This is a genomic window from Mannheimia massilioguelmaensis (genome assembly GCF_000940515.1).
Taxonomy (GTDB): domain Bacteria; phylum Pseudomonadota; class Gammaproteobacteria; order Enterobacterales; family Pasteurellaceae; genus Basfia; species Basfia bettyae.
This window is the reverse complement of record NZ_CDQL01000006.1, coordinates 126,322-151,012: the sequence shown is the minus strand read 5'-3', so window position 1 is coordinate 151,012 and position 24,691 is coordinate 126,322. Positions and strand designations below refer to the sequence as shown.

The window sequence follows — 24,691 nt, the reverse complement described above, 5'->3', positions numbered from 1 at the left end:
GGGCATTTTGCCCCATTATTTAATAATATCCATTATAAATATAATGCCATCACAATAGCATTCTCTCGCCCACCTTGTGGATTAGGATAATAATTCTTACGAATATCTACTTCATTAAAACCAAGCTTATCATAAAGTTGTTTTGCCGTATTATTTGATTCCCGTACTTCCAGCCATAGAGTCAAAATAGCTTTTTCTCTTAGTATTTCAATCAGCTGACTCAATAATTTCTTTCCTAAACCTTTACCTTGAAAGTTAGGATCAATAGCAATGTTAAATAAGGTTGCTTCATCTAATACAGTTTGGCAAATTGCGAAGCCGATAATTTGATTTTGCTCGATTAATTTTAAATTTATATAACGAGAGCCTTGATTGTTTTTCAAGGTACCCATCGACCAAGGTACTAAATGTGCGGCTTGTTCAATTTCAAATAATCGTTCGAAATCATTTTCTTGAATTGGAGTAATGTTGATCATATTAATGCTGTTTGAATTTGTTTCCAAAGTACACGTTTAGCTTGGGAATCCTGCTTGAGCCGTTCAAGATCAGCACATTGCCATAAGCTATTTTTTAAAGTGCAAAGCGTCTGTATTTGATCCAATTTTTCTTGTTCTTGGCTGAGTAGCCAATAATTCACTGGATGTTGAACAAGTAAATGGGGGGCTTGTTGGAAATTAATAAATAAGCAGTTTTGCGGTTTAATCTCTGCGCTACGAAGCACATCTTGAACAAAAGGATCCTTAGTATTTAAGCTTTGTTCAGCGATAATCACGAGACGAATTGACTCATCAACAACAATATTTACCGCTCCTTTTAATGCCTCTGGGCGATGCAGCTGCCATTGGGTGATTCCCATTTCTTTTAGAAGAAGGTCTCGTCTGTTCATTCATATTCCGTTTTCATTTATAATGTGTACAATTTTATCTGATTAACAACAGGATTACCACGTGATTTCACTTGAAAGTCAAGTTCTTGAACGCCATTTATCTTTATTTGCCAATAAGCATGTGTTATTTGCAGGTGGGATTAATGATGATTTCCCTCAACAAATTCAATCTCAATGCCAATCTGTAAAAGTATGGTCTTGGTATTTTGATTATGCCAAGGATAAAAGCTTAGTAGAATTTTCTGTAGAATCTCATTTTCAAGCAGACTTAATTCTATATTATTGGACTAAGAATAAACAAGAAGTACAGTTTCAGTTAATGCAATTATTATCTAAGGCACCAGTAGGGCAGGAGTTTTTGATTATTGGTGAAAATCGCAGTGGTGTACGTTCAGTAGAAAAGTTGTTAAGTGAATATGGTAGTATTGGTAAGATTGATAGTGCTCGTCGCTGTGGTTTATACCATTTTTGTTTAGAAAAACAACCTCATTTTGACTTAAATAAATACTGGAAAACTTATCAGAGTCCTCTGTTAGAGGATTTAACCGTTTATAGTTTACCTGGTGTATTTAGTGCGAATGAATTAGATGCTGGTACCGAGTTATTATTATCCACTCTTAATCATAAAATCCGTGGCAAGGTATTGGATTTAGGTTGTGGAGCTGGCGTCATTGGGGCAATGATTAAACGAAAAAATCCACAAGCCACTGTAACAATGACTGATATTCATGCGATGGCAATCGCCTCTGCGGAACGAACATTGAGCGAAAACCATTTACAAGCAGATGTCCTTGCCAGTGATGTGTTTTCTCAAGTTTCAGGCAAATTTGATTTAATTATTTCCAATCCACCTTTTCATGATGGGATTGATACCGCTTATCGAACAGTGACTGAACTGATTACACAAGCACAATGGCATTTGGTACAAGGGGGAGAATTGCGTATCGTAGCAAATGCATTTTTGCCTTATCCTGATTTATTAGATCAATATTTCGGAGAACACCAAGTCTTAGCGAAAACTAATAAATTTAAAGTGTATTCAGTCATCCTTTAATAAAAAAGTGCGGTAGGATTTAGGAAATTTTGTTGACTATACAAAATTCTTAAAAATCCTACCGCACTTTTATGGCAAAATAAGTGGCCTATTCTTTTTTCAATAAGAATACGCCATGAGTCGCTAAGTTTACATAAGCCTGTGTGAGCACAGGATCAAAGTTTTCAGGATTAGCGTTGATTAATAGATCTTTGCCTGCCCAGTTAGCTACGATTTCCCAATGGTTTCCCATATAAACAGCATTCTTAATATCACATAATTGTGATGATTCACCTGTCGTAGTTAATGTGACGGCTTCAGGACGAACACCAACTAAACATTCCCCATCGGCTAAATTAAATTTCTCAGCATTTGGTAAGGTAAATTGGTAGCCGTTAATATTCACTTGATTGCCCTGTAAGCGACCTTCTAAAATACTGCTTTCTCCCATAAAATTAGCTAAGAAAAGCGAATTAGGCTGTTGATACAATTCTTTGGCAGGAGCCTTTTGGACAATCTTACCTTTATTCATAACGATAACTTCATCAGAAACAGCAAAGGCTTCTGTTTGGTCATGTGTGACATAAAGTGAAGTAATTCCCAGGCGTTGTTGTAATTCACGAATTTTTTCTCGCATAGAACGACGTAAGTTAGCATCTAAGTTACTTAGCGGTTCATCAAATAATAACACTTTGGGTTTTAGGACTAAAGCACGTGCTAATGCGACACGTTGTTGTTGACCACCTGAAATTTGGTCTACATAACGATCTTCAAAACCTGCTAAATCAACTAATTCTAAGGCTTCTTTAATACGTTGTTGACGCTCTTCTTTACTGACATTTTGCATGCGTAAGCCATATCCTACATTATCTCCAATAGACATATGTGGGAATAACGCATAAGACTGGAATACGATACAAATATCGCGGTTTTGAATGGATGATTTGGTGACATCTTCTCCATCAATAAAAATTTGTCCTGAGGTTGGGCTTTCAAGCCCCGCAACTAAACGTAACACTGTGGTTTTTCCGCAACCTGATGGTCCTAATAAGGTAACCATGGTACCGCGTTTGATAACTAAATCTAAATTGTCAATTACCACTGATTTGCCGAATGCTTTGGTAATATTTTTTAAAACAACGAAATCATTATTCATATTTTACTGCCTTTCTATAGGGCGGATAATCTTTCCGCCTAATCAAACTCTGATGGGCAAGTTATCCCATCTTCAAAATTAACTCATTTGTTTCGCTTTAGAACGTGAGATACGTGTATCACCCACAATCCAGTCGAAGAATAGGATGATCGCCATCATAACCACGATTAAGATTGAACCGTAGGCGATTGCAATACCATATTCACCGTCTTCTACACGGTTTAATATATAGGCTGTTGCTACACGGGTATCTGCAGTGACCAAGAAGATAATTGCACTGACGGTGGTCATGGCACGTACGAAACTCGTTACTAATGCGGATAATAATGCTGGTTTTAAAAGTGGGAACACAATATACCAGATGGTCTTAAATGAACTACCTTTTAAAGATAATGAGGCTTCATCAAGGGATTTATCTAATTGACCTAACCCCGCAATTGCAGAACGCATACCGATAGGTAGGTCACGCATTACCATAGAAATAATAATGATGATACCCGTACCAGTAATATACATTGGGGCATTGTTAAAGGCTAAGATATAAGATACCCCAGCTACGGTGCCTGGTACAGCAAAACAAAGCATGGTTAAGAATTCTAATGTTTTCTTACCTTGGAAATCTTTACGAACCACAATGTAAGCAATTAACAAACCAAATAAGGCTGTGAGTGGCGCTGCAATACCAGCATAGAACATGGTATTGAGTAATGAAGGCCATGCACCATCGCTCAATCCTTGACCAAATAACATGCTGTAGTTATTTAAGGTAAATGTGTAATCCACTCCCCAGTTAACAGTGAAACTACCATAGAAAATACTGCCGTATAATGCTAAGTTAAAAATAATCCATAGACCTAACATGAGAATAATGGTGTATTTTAATCCCGTAGGTAATTCTTGCACGTCACCACGGTAAGATTTACCAGACACAGTGACGTAAGAACGATTACCAATCCACACATATTGGATAACAAAAATTGCTAATGAGAACAACAATAGCATTGAGCCTAAAGTGCTTGCAGAAGCATAGTCTAATTGTGAACCAGCAATATAGAAATAGATTTGTGTTGCAATAACATCGAAACTTCCCCCCAAAACTAATGGATTACTAAAGTCTGCTAATGATTGGATAAACACGATTAAAAATGAGTTAGCCAATGCAGGACGCAATAATGGGAAAATGATGTTATAGAAGGTTTGATATCTATTTGCTCGTAATGTATAAGAAGCTTCTTCAATTGATGGGTGAATTGACTTCAATGCACCATCTAAAAGCATAAATGAAATTGGTGCAAATGCGAGAATTTGTGCAATGGCGATACCATTAAAACCATATAACCAGTTACTATTGGTAAAACCAAAATTATTTGCTAGGAATTCAGTAACATAGCCAGAGCGTCCTAACATGAGAGTCACGCCTAAACCTACTACGAAAGGAGGAGTAACGATAGGTAGAATAGAGAAAATTTTACCTATAAAAGCGGAACGTTTAGCGATACGAGTAGTATAAAGGGCAAAAGCTAAGCCAAAAATAGTTGAAACTAATCCAACGAAGCCTGAAAGAAATAATGAGTTTGCAATTACTCGTACAATGTAATTTTGGCTAATAATACGAAGGACTTGTTGTGGTGCAAAAGTTCCTTCGTCGTAGAACATAGAAACAAAGATAGCTACGGTTGGATAAACAATAAAGAAGAAAATTAATAAAATAATGCAGAGGAGTGAACCAATAATAAATTTATCACCTTGCATAATTTTTAATTTTGCTAAAGCTAATGTGGCAATGGCAGTTAAACTGGCAATTAATACAATGACAGAATAACCCATGCTAACTTTCATGACTGTTGCACTAATAAATGTAAAGAGTGCAATCACAGTAACGAAGATTAATTCAGTTTTAGCTTCAGCTATTTTTGATAAACCTAATTTAGGAATAATCAAGAAAATGATAAGAGGAAGAAACCATAAAGCAGTGAGATTCCAAGAGGACCATCCCATCGCATCATAAAATTCATCTTTCGTACTTTCTAATAAGCCATAGTCAAGGGCTTGTGAAGGTAAAATAACAAACGCAATAAAGGAAAGAATAACCCAGAAACTCGCCGAATGTGTTATTGGTAATTTTGCGGAATTCATACAACCTCGCTCAATAATTGACAAAAGTGCGGTTAAAATTTTAAGAATTTTTAAATTCTTTTGAAATAAGGCAAGTTAAGCAACTTGCCTCGTTTATTATAAATTATTTGGCTAATTTTACATCATCAACCCATTTGGTAATGAGTCGTTTACGTAAATCACTTGAGCCATATTTATCAAAATCGTAATTAATTAAATTAATGGATTTGAAATCTAAAGCATAAGGTGATTGTTTAGCGGTACTATTAGTTAAAATTTGGTGAGTTTCACCTTTTTGCCAAGAGAGTTCTTGAGCTTCTTTTGATAATGCCCAATCAATGAACAATTTAGCATTTTCTTTATTTCTAGCACCTTTGATTAAACTTACACCACCAATTTCATAGCCAGTTCCTTCACAAGGAACTACTAATTCAACAGGCGCGCCTTTTTCTTTTTCAAGTGAATGTTCATGTAAGAATCCAATACCAATAGACGCTTCACCACGTGCGGTATTACGAGTCGCAGTGTTACCTGATTTTGTATACTGGGAAACATTCTTATGTAAGGCTTTTAGATATTTGAACGCTTCTTCTTCACCCCATAATTGAATAAAGGTCGCTAATGCAGTATAAGCGGTACCCGAACTTTGTGGATCGGCAGATTGAATTTCATTTTTTAATCGAGGATCAGTTAAATCTTTCCAGCATTTAGGTACAGGAATATTCATTTTGGCTAATTTTTCGGTATTTACACCAAAACCTAAGATACCAAGATAAATTGCAGAGGAATAATTGCCTTTGACTTTACCAGGATCTTTTAATTTATCTGGAATAAATTGTAAATTAGGGGATTTATAAGGTTCTAATAAGCCCATTTCTCCTGCTTGGGAATGAGGATCTAATGTACCACCATACCAAACATCACCCTGTGGATTATCTTTTTCAGCATCAATTTTTGCTAAAATACTGCCTGTTCCACCTCGAATAAAACTGGTTTTAATATTGTACTTTTTCTCGAAAGCGAGTGTTTCTTGTTCACACATCGTATTTTGAGCACTGCAATAAACAACTAAACGTCCTTCCGCCGCAGCATTGCTTGATAACATAGTGCTACCAAGCAAAACTGCTGAGATTGCTCCAGCAAGTTTTGCTTTTTTCATAGGGTTCTCCCAAATTTATTTAAGGATTGATTATTTGGCTAATTTTACATCTTGTACCCATTTTTCAATTAGACGTTTACGCTCTTCAGTTGCACCATATTTTTCAAAGTCATAGTTAATTAATTTAAGTTTTAATGGGTCAAATGCAGTAGGTGATTGTTCAGCAGTGGTATTTAATAGTGTTTGGTGAGCTTCACCTTTTCTCCAAGCTACTTCTTGTCCTTCTTTTGATAACACATAGTCAACAAAGAGTTTTGCATTATCTATATTACGAGCGCCTTTAATAATACTTAATCCACCTAATTCATAACCAGTGCCTTCGCAAGGTACGATCATTTCAATTGGTGCACCATTTTTCTTTTCAACAGCATAGTCGTGTAAGAAGCCGATACCGATAGTTGCTTCGCCTCGAGCAGTACTACGTGATGGAGTGATTCCTGATTTAGTGTATTGAGAAATATTTGGATGTAATTTACGGAAATATTCAAATGCTTGATCTTCACCCCATAATTGCGTAAATGTTGCAATTGCCGTATAAGCTGTTCCAGAGCTTTGTGGGTCAGCGATTTGGATTTCACCTTTTAAACGAGGATCGGTTAAATCTTTCCAGCATTTTGGTACTTCTGTAATACCTAATTTCTGTAAACGTTCGGTATTTACACCAAAACCTAAAATTCCCATGTAAATTGCAGAAGCATAGTTGCCTTTTACTTTTGCAGGATCTTGGAAACGTTCTACAATTTGTGAAATATTTGGTGAACGGTAGGCTTCAAGTAAACCCATTTCAGCCGCTTGTGCTTGAGGATCAAATGTACCACCGTACCAAACATCAGCTTGAGGATTATTCTTTTCAGCTTCTACTTTTGCAAAGGTACTGCCTGAGCCATTACGGATAAATGAAGTTTTAACGTCATATTTATTTCCGAATTCTTGAGTGACGGCTTCACACATTTGATTGGTTGCGCTACAGTAAACGACTAAACGACCTTTGGCGTTAGCTTGTGCGCAAAACATTAAACTAGCTCCTAAAAGTGCGGTAGATATTGCGAGAGAAAGATTCTTGATTTTCATAATTAACCTCGATTGTTATATAGAAAGCTGAATACCATGTATAAATTCTCAGTGACTAGACACCTTTGAAATTTGATTAATATTACAAGAAACTAAAAATGAATACCGTGAAGTGCTTCACAAAATCTTGTATTAACTGAACTTTCTGCTTTAAAAAAGTTTAAATAACTGTAAAAAATCCTAAAATATCTTTATAATCTTACCTAGTTTTTTCATGCTTATTGGGGTTTCCATGTCAGATTCATCAAATACATCTTGTATTATCATCGCTATTGCAGGAGCTTCTGCATCTGGTAAAAGTTTAATCGCTTCAACTGTATACAAAGAATTATGTGAACAGTTAGGACATGAAGAAATGGGAATAATCTCCGAGGACAGCTATTATAAAGATCAGAGCCATTTGGATTTTGAAACTCGCACTCAGACCAATTATGATCATCCGAATTCAATGGATAGAGATTTATTAATTGAGCATTTGCAAGCATTGAAAGCAGGCAAAACAGTGGATATTCCTCAGTATAGCTATGTAGAACATACAAGAATGAAAGAGGTTACTCACTTTGAGCCAAAGAAAGTGATTATTTTAGAGGGTATCTTACTATTAACTGATGAACGTGTCCGTAAGGAACTTAATTTATCTTTATTTGTGGATGCACCTCTAGATATTTGTTTTATTCGTCGATTAAAACGTGATATGGAAGAACGAGGCCGTTCTCTAGAGTCTGTAGTAGAGCAATATCGTAAAACAGTACGTCCGATGTTCTTACAATTCATTCAACCTTCAAAACAATATGCCGATATTATTATCCCTCGAGGGGGTAAAAATCGCATTGCGATCAATATGTTGAAGGCACAAATTTTACATATGTTAGGTCAAAAGTAAAAGGAAATCTGATGAGATTATGTGACACTGATATTGAACGTTATTTAGATGAGGGGATTATTGAAATTATGCCTCGTCCGAGTAATGATAAAATTAACGGTGCAACTATTGATTTACGATTAGGAAATTCATTCCGAGTATTCCGAGAATATTCAGCACCTTATATTGATGTGAGTGGTCCTCGTGAGGAAGTTACTGCCCAGTTAGAACGAGTAATGAGTGATGAAATTATTATTCAAGATAACGAAGCATTTTTTCTTCATCCGGGAGCTTTAGCTTTAGCTACTACATATGAAAGCGTAAAATTACCTGCTAATGTGATCGGTTGGTTAGATGGACGTTCATCATTAGCCCGTTTAGGATTGATGGTACATGTTACCGCACACCGTATTGATCCAGGTTGGGAAGGTAAAATTGTATTAGAGTTTTATAATTCTGGAAAATTGCCACTGGCACTACGACCAAATATGATTATTGGTGCATTAAGTTTTGAGATCTTAAGCGGCTATGCTGCAAGACCTTATAATTGTCGTCAAGATGCAAAATATAAAAATCAACAAAGTGCGGTAGCAAGCCGTATAAATGAAGATAAATAGGCAAGTCAATGTCAAAGAAAGTGGGTGCGATAATATTAGGAATACTGATTGCATTACTGGTATTTTTGCATATACAAAAAGACAAAGCTGAAACTAAACTTATTACACTATTACAAAAACAAGGAATCGAGGTTCATAGCCTCGATTTTAGTTTTTTATTACGTCCAGCTTTTACAGCAGAGAAAATAAGTTATGTGTTAGACGATAATCAAGTGATTAGTTTTGAGCGTGCAACGGCTGAATTGGCTGGTTTGTCAGTTTTTTCAGGTGATTTTACGATTACTCAATTACAATTTGATAATGGTAAATTCTGGCGTAATCCTGAACGACCTGAATTACAATCGATTACACTTTCAGTGACTCCTGCACATCTTAATTTTATGGCTATTGATGATTTAATTCATTTTTTACAAACCAAGAAAATGAAGAATGAGAAATTGAATCAATGGTTATATGGTGTGCAATTTAAAGCAAAAAATCGACATAACGATGATATTTCTTTGGCAACTAAATTGAAATTCATTCCTCAAGGAATTGCCCTAAAAGATACTCAAATTTCTGTTGATTTAAATGAGTTGGATTATTCCAATAATAAACAGTTTAATGCTTCTATTGGACAAACGACCATTATTTCTAATTTAGCCCAATTAGATCATTATGAATTTGTGGCTGACACACTTAAATTAAATTCACAAGATCTTGGACGCATTCATGCAAAACTAAATTTACCTAAAGGCAATTTAGAAACACAATCTATGAGTTTTACCTCTTCAGCTTGTAATTATTGTAATTCATCTATTCATATCATTCCAAGTCATGAACAAAGTAAAATTGTTCAATTTAAAACCGAGTTTTTCCCCATTGAAAAATTACTCAGTATTTTAAAATTACCTGTGGTTATTTCAGGTAAGAGTGATGTTTCTGCTGTATTACACTTCGGTGATACCGAGATGACAAGTGGTACCTTTGACTTAAATGTGATGAATGGTAAGCTCCAAGGACTCAATCTAATTTCTTTGGTCGCACAGTATCTGCCAATTAATTATGATGAAGAAAAATTGAAAAATTTAGAGACTAATTTTCTTCAATATAATACGAAATTAAATTGGTTAGGGCGAGATGTTTATTTGGAAAATATGTCATTGCGTACCGATGAATTAATATTAAAAGGATATGGAAAAGCTGATTTACGTAGCATGAAATGTGATGTGATGGTGAATATTGGCGTAAATAATCCTAACTATAAAAATTTAAGTTTGCCAATTCGTTTCTTTGATGATTGTAGCTCACCTCAATATAAAGTGGAAATTACTAAAGATTTTAGGCAGCAATTAAAGAATTTTATGAAGGAAAAGTTTAAATAATATGTTGACTAAACAGAATGCCATGCGTATTGAGTATTTACGCGTCATGGTGATGGCTTGTGCTGCGTTTATTTTTAATACTACAGAATTTATCCCTGTTGCTTTATTAACAGATATTGCAACCAGTTTCCAGATGCCGGTTTCAGAAGTAGGATTAATGATTACTGTATATGCTTGGATAGTCTCTTTATTGTCGTTGCCTTGCATGTTACTTACTTCCAAAATGGAAAGAAAATCACTACTCATTAAGCTCTTTATAATTTTTATTGCTAGTCATATTCTTTCCGCTTGTGCTTGGAACTATTGGATATTATTAATTTCTCGTGCGGGTATTGCTTTAACTCATTCTGTATTTTGGTCAATTACTGCGTCTTTAGTGTTACGTGTTGCCCCGAAAAATAAGAAAACTCAAGCATTGGGTTTGTTTTCTATGGGAACGGCTTTGGCGATGGTACTAGGTTTACCTTTAGGGCGTATCATCGGGCAATGGTTAGGATGGCGTACAACCTTTGCCATTATTGCGGGTATCGCAACTATGGTAATGATTATTATTGCTTATATTTTGCCAAATATTCCAAGCAAAAATTCGGGATCATTAAGTAGTTTACCAAGCTTATTGCGTCGTCCAATGCTGATTGGAGTATATATTTTTACAATTATTATTATTTCTGCACATTTTACTGCTTATAGTTATATTGAACCCTTTATGATTCAAATTAATCAGGTTTCAGCTAATACAGCCACAGCTGTGTTATTGATATTTGGCTTATCAGGGATTGTAGCAAGTTTATTATTTGGACGTTTATATCGTTGTGGTCCAATTCAATTTTTACTGACTATGGCCATAGTTTTAACACTTTCTTTATCATTAATTCATGTATTTAGCCAAAGTACTTTAGCAATGTTTGTTTTGGTATTTATTTGGGGAGTGGGTATTTCAGCTATGAGTTTAAGTATGCAAATGCGTGTATTACAAATTGCCCCAGATGCTACAGATGTAGCAACCTCAATTTATTCAGGAATCTATAATATTGGTATTGGTGGTGGTGCATTAATTGGTAATCAAGTTATGCAGCATTTAGGGCTAGCAAATATTGGCTATGTAGGTGGGTTACTTGGATTGATTGGCATGTTGTGGTTTGTGACCATGCATTTGAAATTTCGATATCATCCATCCAATCCCAAATATTAGTCTTGCTAGTATAATAAAAGTGCGGTTAAATTTTTGGAAATTTAACCGCACTTTGGCATTAGCGTTTTGCTTTTTTAATAAATTTCATCAAACGTTTACGTTTACGTAATTGATTTGGAGTAAGTTTATTTCGTTTACCTGCAAAAGGATTACTCCCTTCTTGGAATTGTAAACGAATCGGAGAGCCCACAATTTTCAGACTACGACGATAATAATTCGATAAATAACGTTTATAGCTATCAGGCAATTTATCAATTTTATTACCATGTACCACAATGATTGGTGGATTATAGCCACCAGGATGAGCAAATTTTAATTTAATACGACGACCATTAATCATTGGTGGTTGATGTTCATCTGTTGCCATTTGTAATAAACGAGTCAACATTGATGTGGTCATTTTTTGTGTTGCACAGTTATATGCTTCTTGTATAGACTCAAATAAATTACCGACACCACTGCCATGCAATGCTGAAATAAAGTGTACACGTGCAAAATCAATAAAATCTAAACGGCGATCTAATTCTGATTTGACTTGATCTTTAGTGTATTGACTTAACCCATCCCATTTATTGACTACAATAACTAAAGAACGCCCTGCATTGAGAATAAAGCCGAGTAGCGATAAATCCTGGTCTGAAATTCCTTCACGAGCATCAATGGTTAGTAATACCACATTCGCATCTTGAATAGCTTGTAAGGTTTTAATTACAGAGAACTTTTCAACAGTTAAATGCACTTTACCACGTTTACGAACCCCCGCTGTATCAATGATCGTATATTGTTGATCATCACGTTCCATCGGAATGTAAATACTATCTCGAGTTGTACCAGGTAAGTCATAAACCACAACACGATCTTCACCTAAAATTCGGTTAGTCAATGTTGATTTACCTACATTGGGACGACCAACGATAGCAATCTTAATATTTTTATTTTCAGGCTCTTGGTTTTCTTCTGCTAAGGCATCATCTAATAATTTCGCATCTTCTTCTGAATTGAAATCAAAATCATGATCCCATTCGTCTTGTTCTTCTTTTTCGATGTTATTTTCATTTTCTTCAGAGACCAAGTCAGCCTGCATTTGTTCAGCTAAAGGTGCTAAGATTTCTTCCATTAACTGCGTTACCCCTCGACCTTGAGAGGCAGCAATTTGTGCAATTTCACCCATGCCAAGTTGATAGAATTCAGCAGCATGAGAGTCAGCATCAATACCATCTGTTTTATTAGCTACAACAAATGTTTTTTTATTTTGACGTTGGCGTAAATATTGAGCAATACCTATATCGGCTGGTGTAAGTCCCGCCCGTGCATCGACTAAAAAAAGCACCACATCGGCTTCTTCAATCGCAAGCAATGATTGTTCAGCCATTTTTTCCTCAACACCTTCTTCAGTACCATCGATACCTCCAGTATCAATTACGATGAAGTCATAGCCTGAAATATTCGCATGACCATATTTACGGTCCCGTGTTAAACCAGGAAAGTCCGCTACTAAAGCATCACGTGTACGTGTTAAGCGGTTAAATAATGTTGATTTGCCTACATTAGGGCGACCAACAAGGGCAACTACAGGAGTTGTCATAGAAACCTCGAAATCAGTAATATAAAGTGCAATAAATTCATGCACGAAAAATAATCTATCATTATAGCTGATTTTAGCTAGAATGCGAACCAACAAGGGGAGAAATAGAGAAAAGTGCGGTCTGTTTTTATTAAAATTTTAAGAAAAAATAGGATTTATCCGAATTAGGGAAAATTTCAGACATAAAAAAAGCACCTCTGGGTGCTATAACTCTATTTCTAATTGGCGGAACGGACGGGACTCGAACCCGCGACCCCCTGCGTGACAGGCAGGTATTCTAACCAGCTGAACTACCGCTCCGTATTAGAATAAATTGGCGGAATGGACGGGACTCGAACCCGCGACCCCCTGCGTGACAGGCAGGTATTCTAACCAGCTGAACTACCACTCCGCATAGGTGGAGCAAATAATAATAGTGAACGGGAGTTCCGTCAACCTTTTTTTTGAACTTTTAGTTTACTTGTTTAATTCCTAAACGAATTAATGTAGAGACTCTTCTTCTGACGATGGATTTAATATTTTTTCCCACAAACAGTTATCTTTACTTTTTTTATTGATCAGCTTGATATATTCCAAATGCGCAGCTAGTTCTTGCTCACTAGGTTGTAGTGTAGATAATTTATGCTTTGTTTTTTCAAAGGTTTGCTGTATAGCTTGAGTACTCGCCATGGTTGGCTCATCCGTTTCATGATCATCAAAAAGACTAGTTTGTCCGCCTGTCATAGCCAGATAAACATCACCAAGGATTTCAGCATCCAGTAATGCTCCATGTAGTACTCGTTTAGTGTTATCAATAGCTAAACGATCGCAAAGTGCATCTAAACTGTTGCGTTTACCTGGATACATTTGTCGAGCGAGTTGCAGCGTATCAGTCACTGTACAAATATCACTGGTTTTTACATCAATTTGATGTTTACGGAATTCATAGTCCATGAAGCCCACATCAAAGGGAGCGTTGTGAATTAATAATTCAGCACCTTTGATGAAATCAATAAATTCTTGTGCAATTTCTGTAAAATCGGGTTTATCAGCAAGCATTTCATCAGTAATGCCGTGAACTTTAATTGCTTCAGGATCTACTGGACGATCAGGCTTAATATAGAGATGTAATTTTTTACCCGTATAGCGACGATTAATCATTTCGACAGCACCAATTTCAATAATGCAGTGACCTTCATAATGTGCTCCAAATTGGTTCATCCCTGTGGTTTCGGTATCCAGAACAATCTGGCGATTTAAATCAATTTCAACTTTCATATTTTCAAACTGTCTATTTTTAACGTTTTAGGCTATTATTTTAAAATGAGTTGTTAGATTGTAGCAAATTATGCAGAAACAAATTGAAATATTTACAGATGGATCCTGTTTAGGAAATCCTGGGCCAGGTGGAATTGGCATTTTATTACGTTATCAACAATACGAAAAAACACTTTCAAAAGGTTATTTTAAAACGACGAATAATCGTATGGAATTATTAGCTGTAGTGGAAGCACTAAATTGTTTGAAAGAACCTTGTACTGTGATGTTACATAGTGATAGCCAATATATGAAAAATGGCATTACACAATGGATTTTTAATTGGAAAAAAAACAATTGGAAGGCGAGTACAGGTAAGCCTGTGAAAAATCAAGATCTTTGGATTTTACTGGATCAAGCAATTCGGAAACATAAAATTGATTGGCATTGGGTGAAAGGGCATTCTGGCCATAGAGAAAATGAGATTTGTGATGAATTAGCCAAACAAGGTGCTGAAAATCCTACGCTAGAAGATACAGGCTATCAGCCTGACTAATCTGTGACAATAGATATAAAAAGTGCGGTTAAATTTTAGAAAATTTACCGCACTTTTTATTATGTATTGCTTGCTTACATCCAAGCATTATTGCGAATAATGCCTACGGCAATGCCTTCAATTTCAAAATTAGGTTGTTCTTTAAGATTGACCACAATTGGTTGATACTCTTCATTTTCTGGATGAAGATAAATCATATCGCCTTTACGTTCTAAACGTTTTACTGTAACTTCATCTTCAATTCTTGCCACAATAACTTGTCCATTACGGACATCTTTGGTGCTGTGTACTGCTAATAAATCACCATCTAAAATACCAATATTTTTCATTGATTGGCCATAAACTTTTAATAAAAAATCTGCTTGAGGTTTGAACATGTCGGCATCAACTTTATAAGATCCCTCAATATGTTGCTCTGCCAAAATTGGTTCACCTGCTGCAACTCGACCAATTAAAGGTAAACCTTCATCCTCATCATTAGCAGGTTCTTCGGTATTGATAAGTAAACGGATACCACGAGACGTACCTGATAAAATTTCAATTACACCTTTGCGAGCTAAGGCTTTCAGGTGCTCTTCTGCTGCATTTGGGGAGCGGAAACCTAGTTCTCTAGATATTTCAGCACGAGTTGGAGGCATTCCAGTTGATTCAATATGGTGTTTGAGAAAATCAAAAACTTCTTGTTGTCGAGCTGTTAGTGCTTTAATTGGTTTCATTTAAAAATCCCCTGTTTTTTTGTACAGAACACTGACATTATATACAGACTGTAAAAACTTGCAATGTTTTTATTTAAGTAGATGAAAATGAATCTAATAAAAATGTGACATCTATTCCAAAACTATCATCTGATGATAACCAAATGAAAAAATTATGTTAAAATGAAGAAAGTTGTTTTTGTATATGGAAATTTATTATGGCTAGTTTTTTAAATTTATATAGAGCATTACTGGAAATTCCTTTATCTTTTTTGGTAAAAAATAATCCTATCCCAAGTCACCCTATTGAAGAGTTGAAACTAGATATAACACAGCCAATAGTTTATGTATTACCTTATACCTCCCAAACTGACTTTGTGATTTTTCGTAAAAACTGTTTAAGTGTGGGATTGCCAGATCCGATAGAAACTAATGATATTCATGGTAAACAATTACCTCGTTATGTTTATTTAGATGATGGTCGTCAATTCTTTAAATCTAAAAAAGGCCCGAAAAAAGAAACAGAAAAAGTTTTTTATCATTATTTTGAGCTACATAATGCTTATGCGGATTTAGATGTTCAAGTTATCCCAGTTTCTGTACTATGGGGACGTTCACCAGGTAAAGAAGATAAAGGTAAATTACCTAAATTGCGTTTATTAAATGGTATTCAAAAAACTATTGCAGCGATCTGGTTTGGACGAGATACTTTTGTTCGTTTTTCTCAAGCAGTTTCTATGCGTTATATGGTGAGTGAACATGGTGCAGATGTTTCTATTGCACAAAAATTAGCACGAATTGCGAGAATGCATTTTTCAAAACAGCGTTTATCTGCTACGGGGCCTCGGTTGCCAAATCGTCAAGCGATGTTTAATAAATTGTTGCAGTCTCCTGTTATATTAGAAGCGATTGCCGATGAGGCAAAAAGTAAGAATATGAGCCAAGCACGAGCTCGTCAAGAAGCAGAAAAAATTCTAAAAGAAATTGCTGCTGATGTGAGTTATGAAAATTTACGAGTGTTAGACCGTTTATTACGTTGGCTATGGAACAAGCTTTATCAAGGTATTTCGGTAGAAAATGCAGATCGTGTGCGCCAATTAGCTTTAGAAGGACATGAAATTGTTTATGTTCCTTGTCATCGTAGCCATATTGATTATTTATTATTATCTTATGTGTTATATCACCAAGGTCTCGTACCACCGCATATTGCCGCTGGAATTAACTTAGATTTCTGGCCTGCAGGTCCTATTTTCCGTCGTAGTGGTGCTTTTTTTATCCGTCGTACTTTCAAGGGAAATCGTTTATATTCCACCATTTTTCGTGAATATTTAGGGGAATTATTTCATCGTGGTTATTCCGTAGAATATTTTATTGAAGGGGGGCGTTCTCGTACAGGACGTTTATTAACGCCAAAAACAGGTATGATGTCAATGACATTACAGGCATTACAGCAACGCCAAACTCGCCCAATTACGGTTGTGCCAGTCTATATAGGTTATGAACATGTTTTAGAGGTTGATACTTATGCTAAAGAATTACGTGGTGCAGCAAAAGAAAAAGAAAATGCTGGTCTTGTCCTACGTGTGATTAAGAAACTACGTAATTTAGGCAAAGGTTATGTAAATTTTGCAGAGCCTATTACCTTAAGTAATTACTTAAATGAACATTATCCTGAATGGAAAAATACAGTAGAAGAAAAACCTGTGTGGTTTAATAAAGCTGTGGATAGTATTTCTACTCAGGTCATGGTGAATATTAATAATGCTGCTGCTATCAATGCAATGAATTTAACGGGGATGGCATTACTATCTTCACGTCAGCGTGCTTTATCACGAGAACAGCTATTAGAACAATTACAAAGTTATCAAGAGTTTTTACAAAATGTGCCTTATTCTTCAGATGTTATTGTGCCATCTGAGTCACCAGAAGATATGCTAAAACATGTATTAAGTCTAGAAAGAATGGGTGTATTAATTGAAAAAGATAACTTTGGTGAATTAGTTCATTTAGAAAGAAATTCTGCGGTATTAATGACTTATTATCGTAATAATATTCAGCATTTATTTGCTTTACCATCACTAGTTGCAAGTATTGTGTTGCATTATGAACAAGTGACTAAAACTGAATTATTACGTGCAGTAAAAGTCATTTATCCGTTCTTAAAGAATGAGCTTTTTATTCATATTTTAGAAGAAAGTTTAGATGATGTAGTAGAAAAAATGATAGCAGAATTTCATCGTCAACAAATTATTGATATTGAAAATGATCTACTAAGCATTAATGATAAAGGTATTCGTACGTTACAACTTTGGGCATCGGCGGTAAGAGAAATCCTACAACGTTATCGTATTACTATTTCAATTTTACAATATCAACCAGATATAGCGCGTGCTGCTTTAGAAAAACAAAGTCAATTTGTTGCACAACGTTTATCTGTATTGCATGGTATTAATGCACCAGAGTTTTTTGATAAAGCAGTATTTGTTGGTTTTACAACCAGCTTGAAAGAAAAAGGTTATTTTGATGAGGCTGGTCATGCAGTGTTAGAAAAATTAAATGAGCTTTCAGATATATTGAACCATATCATTTCTGCAGAGGTAAATTTAACGATTAGAAGTGCTATTGAAAAGTCAGAGGAAATCCCTACTGAAGAATAAATATGAAAGATTCCACATTAATTGAATTATTTTTAAATGAGCTGTGGCTTGAGAAAGGGTTGTCTGATAATACGATTCAATCTTATCGTTTAGATCTTAGCGCATTAAGTCAGTGGTTACAAAAACAAAGTAAGAATTTAGAAGAGCTGGATTCTATAGATTTGCAATCATTTCTTGGTGAGCGAGTAGATCAGGGATATAAAGCCACAAGCACCGCAAGAATGCTCAGTGCAATGAGGAAATTATTTCAGTATTTATATCGTGAAAAGTACCGCACTGATGATCCAAGTGCGGTACTTAGTTCACCAAAATTGCCCAGCCGTTTGCCTAAATATCTCACTGAACAACAAGTGGGAGATTTATTAGAAGCACCCAGTACGGATATTCCATTAGAATTACGTGATAAAGCGATGTTGGAATTATTATATGCTACAGGTTTGCGAGTTACCGAGTTAGTGACGTTGAGCGCAGATAATATCAACCTTGAACAAGGCGTAGTTCGAGTGATTGGTAAAGGCAATAAAGAACGTATCGTACCGATGGGAGAAGAAGCTTCTTATTGGGTGGGGCAGTTCATTTTATATGGTCGTCCAATGTTGCTAAATGGGCAAAGTTCAGATGTAATTTTTCCAAGTAAACGGGCCGTACAAATGACTCGTCAAACGTTTTGGCATCGTATTAAACATTATGCTGTATTAGCTGAAATTGATACTAATAGTTTATCACCTCATGTGTTACGTCATGCTTTTGCTACTCATTTAGTGAATCACGGTGCCGATCTTCGGGTGGTACAAATGTTGTTAGGTCATAGTGATTTATCCACCACACAAATTTATACGCATGTTGCAAAAGAACGATTGAAACGATTACATGAGAAATTCCATCCAAGAGGATAACTTCAATAGCAAAAGTGCGGTCAAAATTTTCAAAAAACTGACCGCACTTTTATTTTCAAATACGCAGGAGTTAAAACCTGTTATAATTTCGCAATTTTTATTTAATAGACAAAATAGAGCAATTCAATAATGAAACAACTTTTCGCTACAACCGCTCGCGGTTTCGAAGAATTACTAAAAGTAGAATTAACTTCGCTTGGTGCCAGTGAATGCCAGGTGGTTCAAGGCGGTGTACATTTTACTGCTGATGATGAAACCCAATATCGTACTTTGTTATGGTCACGTCTTAGTTCTCGTATTTTATTACCCATTGTGAAAACGAAAGTTTATAGCGATTTAGATTTGTATTCAGCGGTGGTTGGACAGAATTGGCTTTCATATTTTGACGAAAAAGTACGTTTTCTTGTAGATTTTAATGGTACCAACCGAGAAATTCGTCATACTCAATTTGGTGCAATGCGTGTCAAAGATGGGATCGTGGATTATTTTGAGCGAAATGGTAAAGACCGTCCAAATGTCGATAAAGATTATCCTGATATTCGTGTTCATGCGTATTTAAACCGTGATGATTTAGTGATTTCATTAGATCTCAGCGGTGAAGCATTACATTTACGTGGTTATCGTGAGGATACTGGGACGGCACCTTTGCGTGAAACCTTAGCAGCGGCTATTGTATTACGTTCGGGATGGAAACCTGGCACGCCTTTAGTGGATCCAATGTGTGGTTCGGGGACATTATTAATCGAAGCCGCACAAATGGAAGCAAAAATTGCGCCTCAATTACATCGTATGCATTGGGGGTTTGATTTTTGGAAAGGTCATAACCAAGAAGCTTGGGATAAAGTTAAAGCTGAAGCGGTTGAATTAGCAGAAGCAGAATTTAACAAACATCACCCAGATTTTTATGGCTTCGATTTAGATCATCGGGTATTGAAAAAAGCACAAAAGAATGCACAAAATGCAGGTGTCGCCCATTTAATAAACTGGCGCCAAGGTGATGTCGCCTCATTAAAAAATCCATGTCCAGCACAAACTGGTACTGTAATTTGTAATCCGCCTTATGGTGAGCGTTTAGGGACAACACCAGCATTAATTGCATTATATTCTGTATTTGGTCAACGTTTAAAAGAACAATTCTCAGGTTGGAATGTATCTGTTTTCAGTTCTGAACAAGGATTATTAGATTGTTTGAGAATGCGCTCTCATCGTCAATTTAAAGCTAAAAACGGCCCATTAGATTGTATTCAAAAAAATTATCAAATTTCTGACCGCAGAATTAACCAAACAACAGAAAATAGCACAGAACAAACTACAGTAGAATTTAAACCCAATGCAAATGTGGCTACAGATTTTGCTAATCGCTTACAAAAAAATATTAAAAAAATTGAAAAATGGGCAAGTAAAGAAGGCTTAGAAGCTTATCGCCTCTATGATGCAGATTTACCTGAGTATAATTTAGCCGTAGATCGTTATGGTGATCATATTATAGTACAAGAATATGCCGCACCTAAAAATATTGATGAAAATAAAGCTCGTCAACGTTTACTCGATGCCGTGACAGCAACTTTATCGGTAACGGGTGTTGAAACGAATAAGTTGATCTTGAAAGTTCGTCAAAAACAAAAAGGCACGAATCAATATGAGAAACTTGCTAATAAGGGGGAATATTTCTTTGTGCACGAATATGGTGCGAAGTTATGGGTGAACTTAACAGATTATTTAGATACAGGATTATTCTTAGATCATCGCCTAACTCGTCGAATGTTAGGGCAAATGGCACAGGATAAAGATTTTCTCAATTTATTCGCTTATACAGGCTCAGCAACGGTACATGCTGCTTTAGGTGGCGCAAAATCAACGACTACCGTAGATATGTCAAATACTTATCTGAACTGGGCTGAACAAAATTTAATACTAAATGATGTAGATGGTAAACAGCATAAATTGATTCAAGCAGACTGTTTACAATGGCTCGAAAATTGTGATCGTCAGTTTGATTTAATCTTTGTAGATCCACCAACATTTTCAAATTCAAAACGCATGGAAGATAATTGGGATGTACAACGTGATCACATTAAGTTAATGGCTAATTTAAAACGTATTTTACGCCCACATGGCATAATTGTTTTCTCAAATAATAAACGTGCTTTTAAAATGGATTTCGATGGTTTAACTCAACTAGGTTTACATGCACAAGAAATTTCATCGAAAACTTTACCCCTAGATTTTGAACGCAATAAACAGATTCATAATTGTTGGATTATTGAGCTAAATCAATAATATTTTATTTATTTATTTATTTATTTATTTATTTATTTATTTATTTTGCTCACAATATAAACAGCTCATATTAAATGAGCTTAACTTTATTAAGGGGTATTTTATGCAAAAAACAATTTTAGCCGTTTTATTTGCAGCAGTAGCTAGTTTCGCATCAGCAGCAGATTTATCAGCGACGTGTAAACAATACTTTAGTGATATTGATGAATATGTAAAAGCGGTGCCAGCAGAGCAATCAAGTATGATGAAACAACAATTAGATGCGAGTAAACAACAAATTTCCGCAATGCCAGCGGATACTCAAGAACAAGCTTGTAAGCAAGGTATTGAATCATTAAAACAAATGAAAACGATGATGCCTAAATAATTCTAATATTGATATAAAGCCTTTCTATACAGAAGGGCTTTTCTTTTTTCAACTTATTATCTTGACATAAATGATAAACACTTCTGATGAATAACATAACCTGATAGAAATTTCCAAAAAACAATCCAAAGACACAATAAAATGTTTTTGATTAATCTCTCGTAGTTATCGCTTCAAGGATATAAGATTAGTTATTTTAGGAATGTAATAATTTGAGCATAAAAAAAGCCGCATTAAGCGACTATATTTTTGAATGTATTGGCTTTTTAAAATGGTGCCCGGGGACGGACTTGAACCGTCACGCTTCGGAAAGCGAGGGATTTTAAATCCCTTGTGTCTACCGATTCCACCACCCGGGCGAAGATTTTATTTACTGATAACGGTTATTTAATGGAGGCGTGTACCGGAGTCGAACCGATCTACATGGATTTGCAATCCAGTGCATAACCGCTTTGCTAACACGCCTTAGCGTAAATTGGAGCGGGAAACGAGGCTCGAACTCGCGACCCCAACCTTGGCAAGGTTGTGCTCTACCAACTGAGCTATTCCCGCTTTTCGCTAACACATTCGCTGTCAGTGGCGTGCATTTTACGGGATTCTGGCAGACTGTCAACAGGCAAAAGCAAAAAAACTGAAAAAAAGTTTTCGCTTGCTGAAAAAAAATGCAAATTAATTAAAAAGCAAGCAAAATCATTCCTTAAAAAGAGCAGATAGTAGTAAAAATAAAGTAAAAAATCTGCTTTTAAGTTTCTATTGTTTATGACAGAATTGAAAATATCGTTCTTTTCTTTGAGTGAAAAGTGCGGTCATTTTTTTAATTATTTTTCGGACAATATGTATGACACACAACTATGCAATTGACACGGTTTTAGCTCAAGCTGGGAACCGTTCAGAACCAAGAACAGGGGCTGTTTCAACGCCTATTTATCTTTCAACCGCTTATGGTCACCATGGTATTGGTGAAAGTACAGGATTTGATTATTCACGGACTAAAAATCCAACACGCCAAGTATTAGAAGATACTATCGCACAATTAGAAGGTGGCGATCGTGGTTTTGCTTTTTCTTCTGGTATGGCAGCAATTCAAGTATTAATGAGCTTATTTACCTCGCCTGATGAATGGATTTTATCAAGTGATGTATATGGGGGTACTTATCGTTTATTGGATTTTATGTATAAAAATAATCATTCAGTGAAACCTGTCTATGTTAATACTGCTGATATTAATTCAATTGAAGCTGCAATTACCAAAAATACTAAAGCGATTTTCATTGAAACACCATCAAATCCATTAATGCAAGAATGTGATGTGGATGCCATTTCAAAAATTGCGAAAAAACATGATTTATTATTAATTGTCGATAATACTTTTTTAACACCAGTATTATTCCGCCCAATGGAACATGGTGCAGATATTGTAATTCATAGCGGTACCAAATATATTGCAGGTCACAATGATGCATTAGTTGGGCTGGTGGTAGCTAAAGGTCAAGCACTTTGCGATCGGATTTTCTATATGCAAAATGGTGCGGGGGCAGTGTTGTCAGCCTTTGATGCATTCTTAACTGTACGGGGCATGAAAACTTTAGCCTTACGTGTGGAACGTCATCAAGCAAATGCAAAAGCAATTGCTGAATTTTTAAAATTGCAACCGCAGGTTAAAGATGTTCTTTATCCAAATAAAGGTGGCATGTTGTCATTCCGTTTACAAAATGAAAATTGGGTGAACCCTTTCTTAAAATCGATTAAATTAATTACTTTTGCGGAAAGTTTAGGGGGAACAGAAAGTTTCATTACTTACCCAACTACTCAAACTCATATGGATATTCCAGCTGCTGAACGTATTGCTCGTGGTGTAACTAATGATTTATTGCGTTTTTCTGTGGGCTTAGAAAATGTGGATGATATTAAAGCCGATTTGCTTCAAGCATTTGCTCAATTAAAATAATTTTCTAAAAAACCACCGCACTTTGAGTGAGTAATCTTAGATTTAAGCGATTAAAACGATAGTTTTACTTAGTAAGGTGATATGTTATTATCTTCACACATAAAAAGTATGATGTACTTATATTTAACTTATTAACAAAAAAGGAACGATTATGTCAGAAGTATTACATACAACAGATGCAACATTTGATGCAGATGTTTTAAACTCAGATGTACCAGTATTATTAGATTTATGGGCACCTTGGTGTGGTCCTTGCCGTATGGTTGCTCCTATCTTAGATGAGTTAGCACCAGAATATGCGGGAAAAGTAAAAATCGTTAAAATTAATATTGATGAAAATAACGCAACACCAGCAAAATTTGGTGTGCGTAGTATTCCTACATTATTAATGTTTAAAGATGGACAGTTAGTTGGTACTCAAGTGGGTGCATTACCTAAGAATCAATTAGCTGCTTTTATTGAAAGAAATCTTTAGTTGAATAAATAATTCTTAAACCCTGTTTATTAACAGGGTTTTTTATTTTTAATTTTGTTATATTAATTATTATTTATTTTATGAGCCAGCGTTATTATGAATAATCCTCAAACGCCTTCTAGAAAAAAGCCATTTCCTACCGCACTAATCATTAGTGTGATTATTGCTATTTTTATGTTTGTTTATGGAATATATAGTTATTTCGATATTTTAGCTTGGGAGAAAACAGGACAATTCCCGCATATTGGGCCATTATCAAACCTTATGTATAGCGTCTTTGGGGCAATAGGTATTGTTATTGGCTATAGTTTTCTTGCATTAATCGTTATTTTCCAAGGATATCGTAGTTATAAAAATATCAAATAAATTTGATATAAGTTAAATAAATAATTTTTATGTGTTTCATATAATGGAGAAAGATTGACAAATGGAGTGAATATTTCTAGGATATAGCACCCTATATCATAAATAGGAATTTATCTTATTTTCATTTGAAACGTTTTAGTCTTTATTGCAAAACAGAATGTTTCAGCTGTCCCCT

At 35.4% G+C, this 24,691-nt stretch carries 22 protein-coding genes and 5 tRNA genes; 13 read left to right on the top strand and 14 right to left on the bottom strand.

All coding sequences use genetic code 11. From position 1 onward, the window contains the following. Positions 1–32: 32 nt before the first annotated feature. Entirely contained in the window at positions 33–476 is a 444-nt protein-coding gene (gene rimI, locus BN1226_RS05480) for a ribosomal protein S18-alanine N-acetyltransferase (RefSeq protein ID WP_044470343.1), read from the bottom strand. Further along, positions 473–886, bottom strand: coding sequence for a DNA polymerase III subunit psi (locus BN1226_RS05475; protein ID WP_044470342.1), 414 nt, complete (start codon positions 884–886; stop codon positions 473–475). Before BN1226_RS05475 ends, rimI begins: the two co-directional genes overlap by 4 nt. Before the next feature lie 61 nt (positions 887–947). Here BN1226_RS05475 and rsmC point away from each other — a divergent pair, with 61 nt between their 5' ends. Then, a complete protein-coding gene (rsmC, locus tag BN1226_RS05470; RefSeq protein WP_044470341.1) occupies positions 948–1,940 on the top strand; it encodes a 16S rRNA (guanine(1207)-N(2))-methyltransferase RsmC in 993 nt (330 codons plus the stop codon). An 88-nt stretch (positions 1,941–2,028) separates the two neighbouring features. Here the strand turns inward: rsmC and fbpC are convergent, their stop codons facing one another. The 4 genes from fbpC to BN1226_RS05450 form a co-directional block, all read right to left on the bottom strand. Next, the gene (gene fbpC, locus BN1226_RS05465) at positions 2,029–3,075 is read right to left on the bottom strand and encodes a ferric ABC transporter ATP-binding protein (protein ID WP_005759763.1); all 1,047 of its coding nucleotides are present in this window, start codon (positions 3,073–3,075) and stop codon (positions 2,029–2,031) included. 78 nt (positions 3,076–3,153) lie between these two features. Continuing rightward, on the bottom strand, positions 3,154–5,211 hold the full coding sequence (locus BN1226_RS05460; RefSeq protein ID WP_044470340.1) for an ABC transporter permease: 2,058 nt from the start codon (positions 5,209–5,211) through the stop codon (positions 3,154–3,156). Between the two features lie 103 nt (positions 5,212–5,314). Beyond that, positions 5,315–6,349: an ABC transporter substrate-binding protein gene (locus BN1226_RS05455; protein ID WP_044470339.1), complete on the bottom strand. Its 1,035-nt coding sequence runs from the start codon at positions 6,347–6,349 to the stop codon at positions 5,315–5,317. 30 nt (positions 6,350–6,379) lie between these two features. Beyond that, complete coding sequence (locus BN1226_RS05450; RefSeq protein WP_044470338.1) at positions 6,380–7,420, bottom strand: ABC transporter substrate-binding protein; 1,041 nt, start codon at positions 7,418–7,420, stop codon at positions 6,380–6,382. Positions 7,421–7,652: 232 nt separating this feature from the next. Between BN1226_RS05450 and udk the strand changes: the two genes are divergently transcribed. Genes udk through BN1226_RS05430 form a run of 4 tightly spaced genes read left to right on the top strand, consistent with a single transcriptional unit; the run spans position 7,653 to position 11,455 of the window. Beyond that, positions 7,653–8,303, top strand: a complete 651-nt coding sequence (udk, locus tag BN1226_RS05445) for a uridine kinase (RefSeq protein WP_044470337.1) — start codon at positions 7,653–7,655, stop codon at positions 8,301–8,303. Between the two features lie 11 nt (positions 8,304–8,314). Continuing rightward, the gene (gene dcd / locus BN1226_RS05440) at positions 8,315–8,899 is read left to right on the top strand and encodes a dCTP deaminase (protein ID WP_044470336.1); all 585 of its coding nucleotides are present in this window, start codon (positions 8,315–8,317) and stop codon (positions 8,897–8,899) included. An 8-nt stretch (positions 8,900–8,907) separates the two neighbouring features. Further along, the gene (locus BN1226_RS05435) at positions 8,908–10,263 is read left to right on the top strand and encodes a hypothetical protein (protein WP_044470335.1); all 1,356 of its coding nucleotides are present in this window, start codon (positions 8,908–8,910) and stop codon (positions 10,261–10,263) included. 1 nt (position 10,264) lies between these two features. After that, a complete protein-coding gene (locus BN1226_RS05430; protein WP_044470334.1) occupies positions 10,265–11,455 on the top strand; it encodes a sugar transporter in 1,191 nt (396 codons plus the stop codon). A 58-nt stretch (positions 11,456–11,513) separates the two neighbouring features. On the opposite strand, the gene der is transcribed toward BN1226_RS05430, so the two are convergent. From der to dnaQ, 4 genes are all read right to left on the bottom strand, one after another. After that, positions 11,514–13,040 (bottom strand): ribosome biogenesis GTPase Der, encoded by a 1,527-nt coding sequence (gene der, locus BN1226_RS05425; protein ID WP_044470333.1) that lies wholly within the window; start codon positions 13,038–13,040, stop codon positions 11,514–11,516. A 223-nt stretch (positions 13,041–13,263) separates the two neighbouring features. Then, positions 13,264–13,340: transfer RNA gene (locus BN1226_RS05420), tRNA-Asp, on the bottom strand. Between the two features lie 14 nt (positions 13,341–13,354). Beyond that, positions 13,355–13,431 (bottom strand) — tRNA-Asp (locus tag BN1226_RS05415). Between the two features lie 89 nt (positions 13,432–13,520). After that, positions 13,521–14,297 carry a DNA polymerase III subunit epsilon gene (gene dnaQ / locus BN1226_RS05410; RefSeq protein ID WP_044470332.1) on the bottom strand — a complete coding sequence of 259 codons (777 nt, stop codon included), beginning with the start codon at positions 14,295–14,297 and terminating at the stop codon, positions 13,521–13,523. A 70-nt stretch (positions 14,298–14,367) separates the two neighbouring features. Here dnaQ and rnhA point away from each other — a divergent pair, with 70 nt between their 5' ends. Beyond that, positions 14,368–14,832, top strand: coding sequence for a ribonuclease HI (gene rnhA, locus BN1226_RS05405; RefSeq protein WP_005761072.1), 465 nt, complete (start codon positions 14,368–14,370; stop codon positions 14,830–14,832). A 74-nt stretch (positions 14,833–14,906) separates the two neighbouring features. On the opposite strand, the gene lexA is transcribed toward rnhA, so the two are convergent. After that, entirely contained in the window at positions 14,907–15,548 is a 642-nt protein-coding gene (gene lexA, locus BN1226_RS05400) for a transcriptional repressor LexA (protein ID WP_005761085.1), read from the bottom strand. A 197-nt stretch (positions 15,549–15,745) separates the two neighbouring features. Here lexA and plsB point away from each other — a divergent pair, with 197 nt between their 5' ends. From plsB to BN1226_RS05380, 4 genes are all read left to right on the top strand, one after another. Then, complete coding sequence (plsB, locus tag BN1226_RS05395; RefSeq protein WP_044470331.1) at positions 15,746–18,184, top strand: glycerol-3-phosphate 1-O-acyltransferase PlsB; 2,439 nt, start codon at positions 15,746–15,748, stop codon at positions 18,182–18,184. 2 nt (positions 18,185–18,186) lie between these two features. After that, positions 18,187–19,080, top strand: coding sequence for a site-specific tyrosine recombinase XerD (xerD, locus tag BN1226_RS05390; protein ID WP_044470330.1), 894 nt, complete (start codon positions 18,187–18,189; stop codon positions 19,078–19,080). 129 nt (positions 19,081–19,209) lie between these two features. Continuing rightward, a complete protein-coding gene (gene rlmKL / locus BN1226_RS05385) occupies positions 19,210–21,360 on the top strand; it encodes a bifunctional 23S rRNA (guanine(2069)-N(7))-methyltransferase RlmK/23S rRNA (guanine(2445)-N(2))-methyltransferase RlmL (RefSeq protein ID WP_044470329.1) in 2,151 nt (716 codons plus the stop codon). A gap of 103 nt (positions 21,361–21,463) precedes the next feature. Continuing rightward, the gene (locus BN1226_RS05380; protein ID WP_044470328.1) at positions 21,464–21,727 is read left to right on the top strand and encodes a DUF5339 domain-containing protein; all 264 of its coding nucleotides are present in this window, start codon (positions 21,464–21,466) and stop codon (positions 21,725–21,727) included. A 272-nt stretch (positions 21,728–21,999) separates the two neighbouring features. Here BN1226_RS05380 and BN1226_RS05375 read toward each other — a convergent pair. From BN1226_RS05375 to BN1226_RS05365, 3 genes are all read right to left on the bottom strand, one after another. Then, positions 22,000–22,086, bottom strand: a tRNA-Leu gene (locus tag BN1226_RS05375). Positions 22,087–22,118: 32 nt separating this feature from the next. Further along, positions 22,119–22,192, bottom strand: a tRNA-Cys gene (locus BN1226_RS05370). 11 nt (positions 22,193–22,203) lie between these two features. Beyond that, positions 22,204–22,279, bottom strand: a tRNA-Gly gene (locus BN1226_RS05365). Between the two features lie 286 nt (positions 22,280–22,565). On the opposite strand from BN1226_RS05365, the gene BN1226_RS05360 reads away from it, so the two are divergent. The 3 genes from BN1226_RS05360 (at position 22,566) to BN1226_RS05350 (ending at position 24,516) form a co-directional block, all read left to right on the top strand. Continuing rightward, positions 22,566–23,675 carry a methionine biosynthesis PLP-dependent protein gene (locus BN1226_RS05360; RefSeq protein ID WP_044470327.1) on the top strand — a complete coding sequence of 370 codons (1,110 nt, stop codon included), beginning with the start codon at positions 22,566–22,568 and terminating at the stop codon, positions 23,673–23,675. 151 nt (positions 23,676–23,826) lie between these two features. Continuing rightward, on the top strand, positions 23,827–24,150 hold the full coding sequence (trxA, locus tag BN1226_RS05355) for a thioredoxin (protein ID WP_005760965.1): 324 nt from the start codon (positions 23,827–23,829) through the stop codon (positions 24,148–24,150). Positions 24,151–24,246: 96 nt separating this feature from the next. Further along, positions 24,247–24,516: a hypothetical protein gene (locus BN1226_RS05350; RefSeq protein WP_044470326.1), complete on the top strand. Its 270-nt coding sequence runs from the start codon at positions 24,247–24,249 to the stop codon at positions 24,514–24,516. The last annotated feature ends 175 nt before the right edge of the window (positions 24,517–24,691 follow it).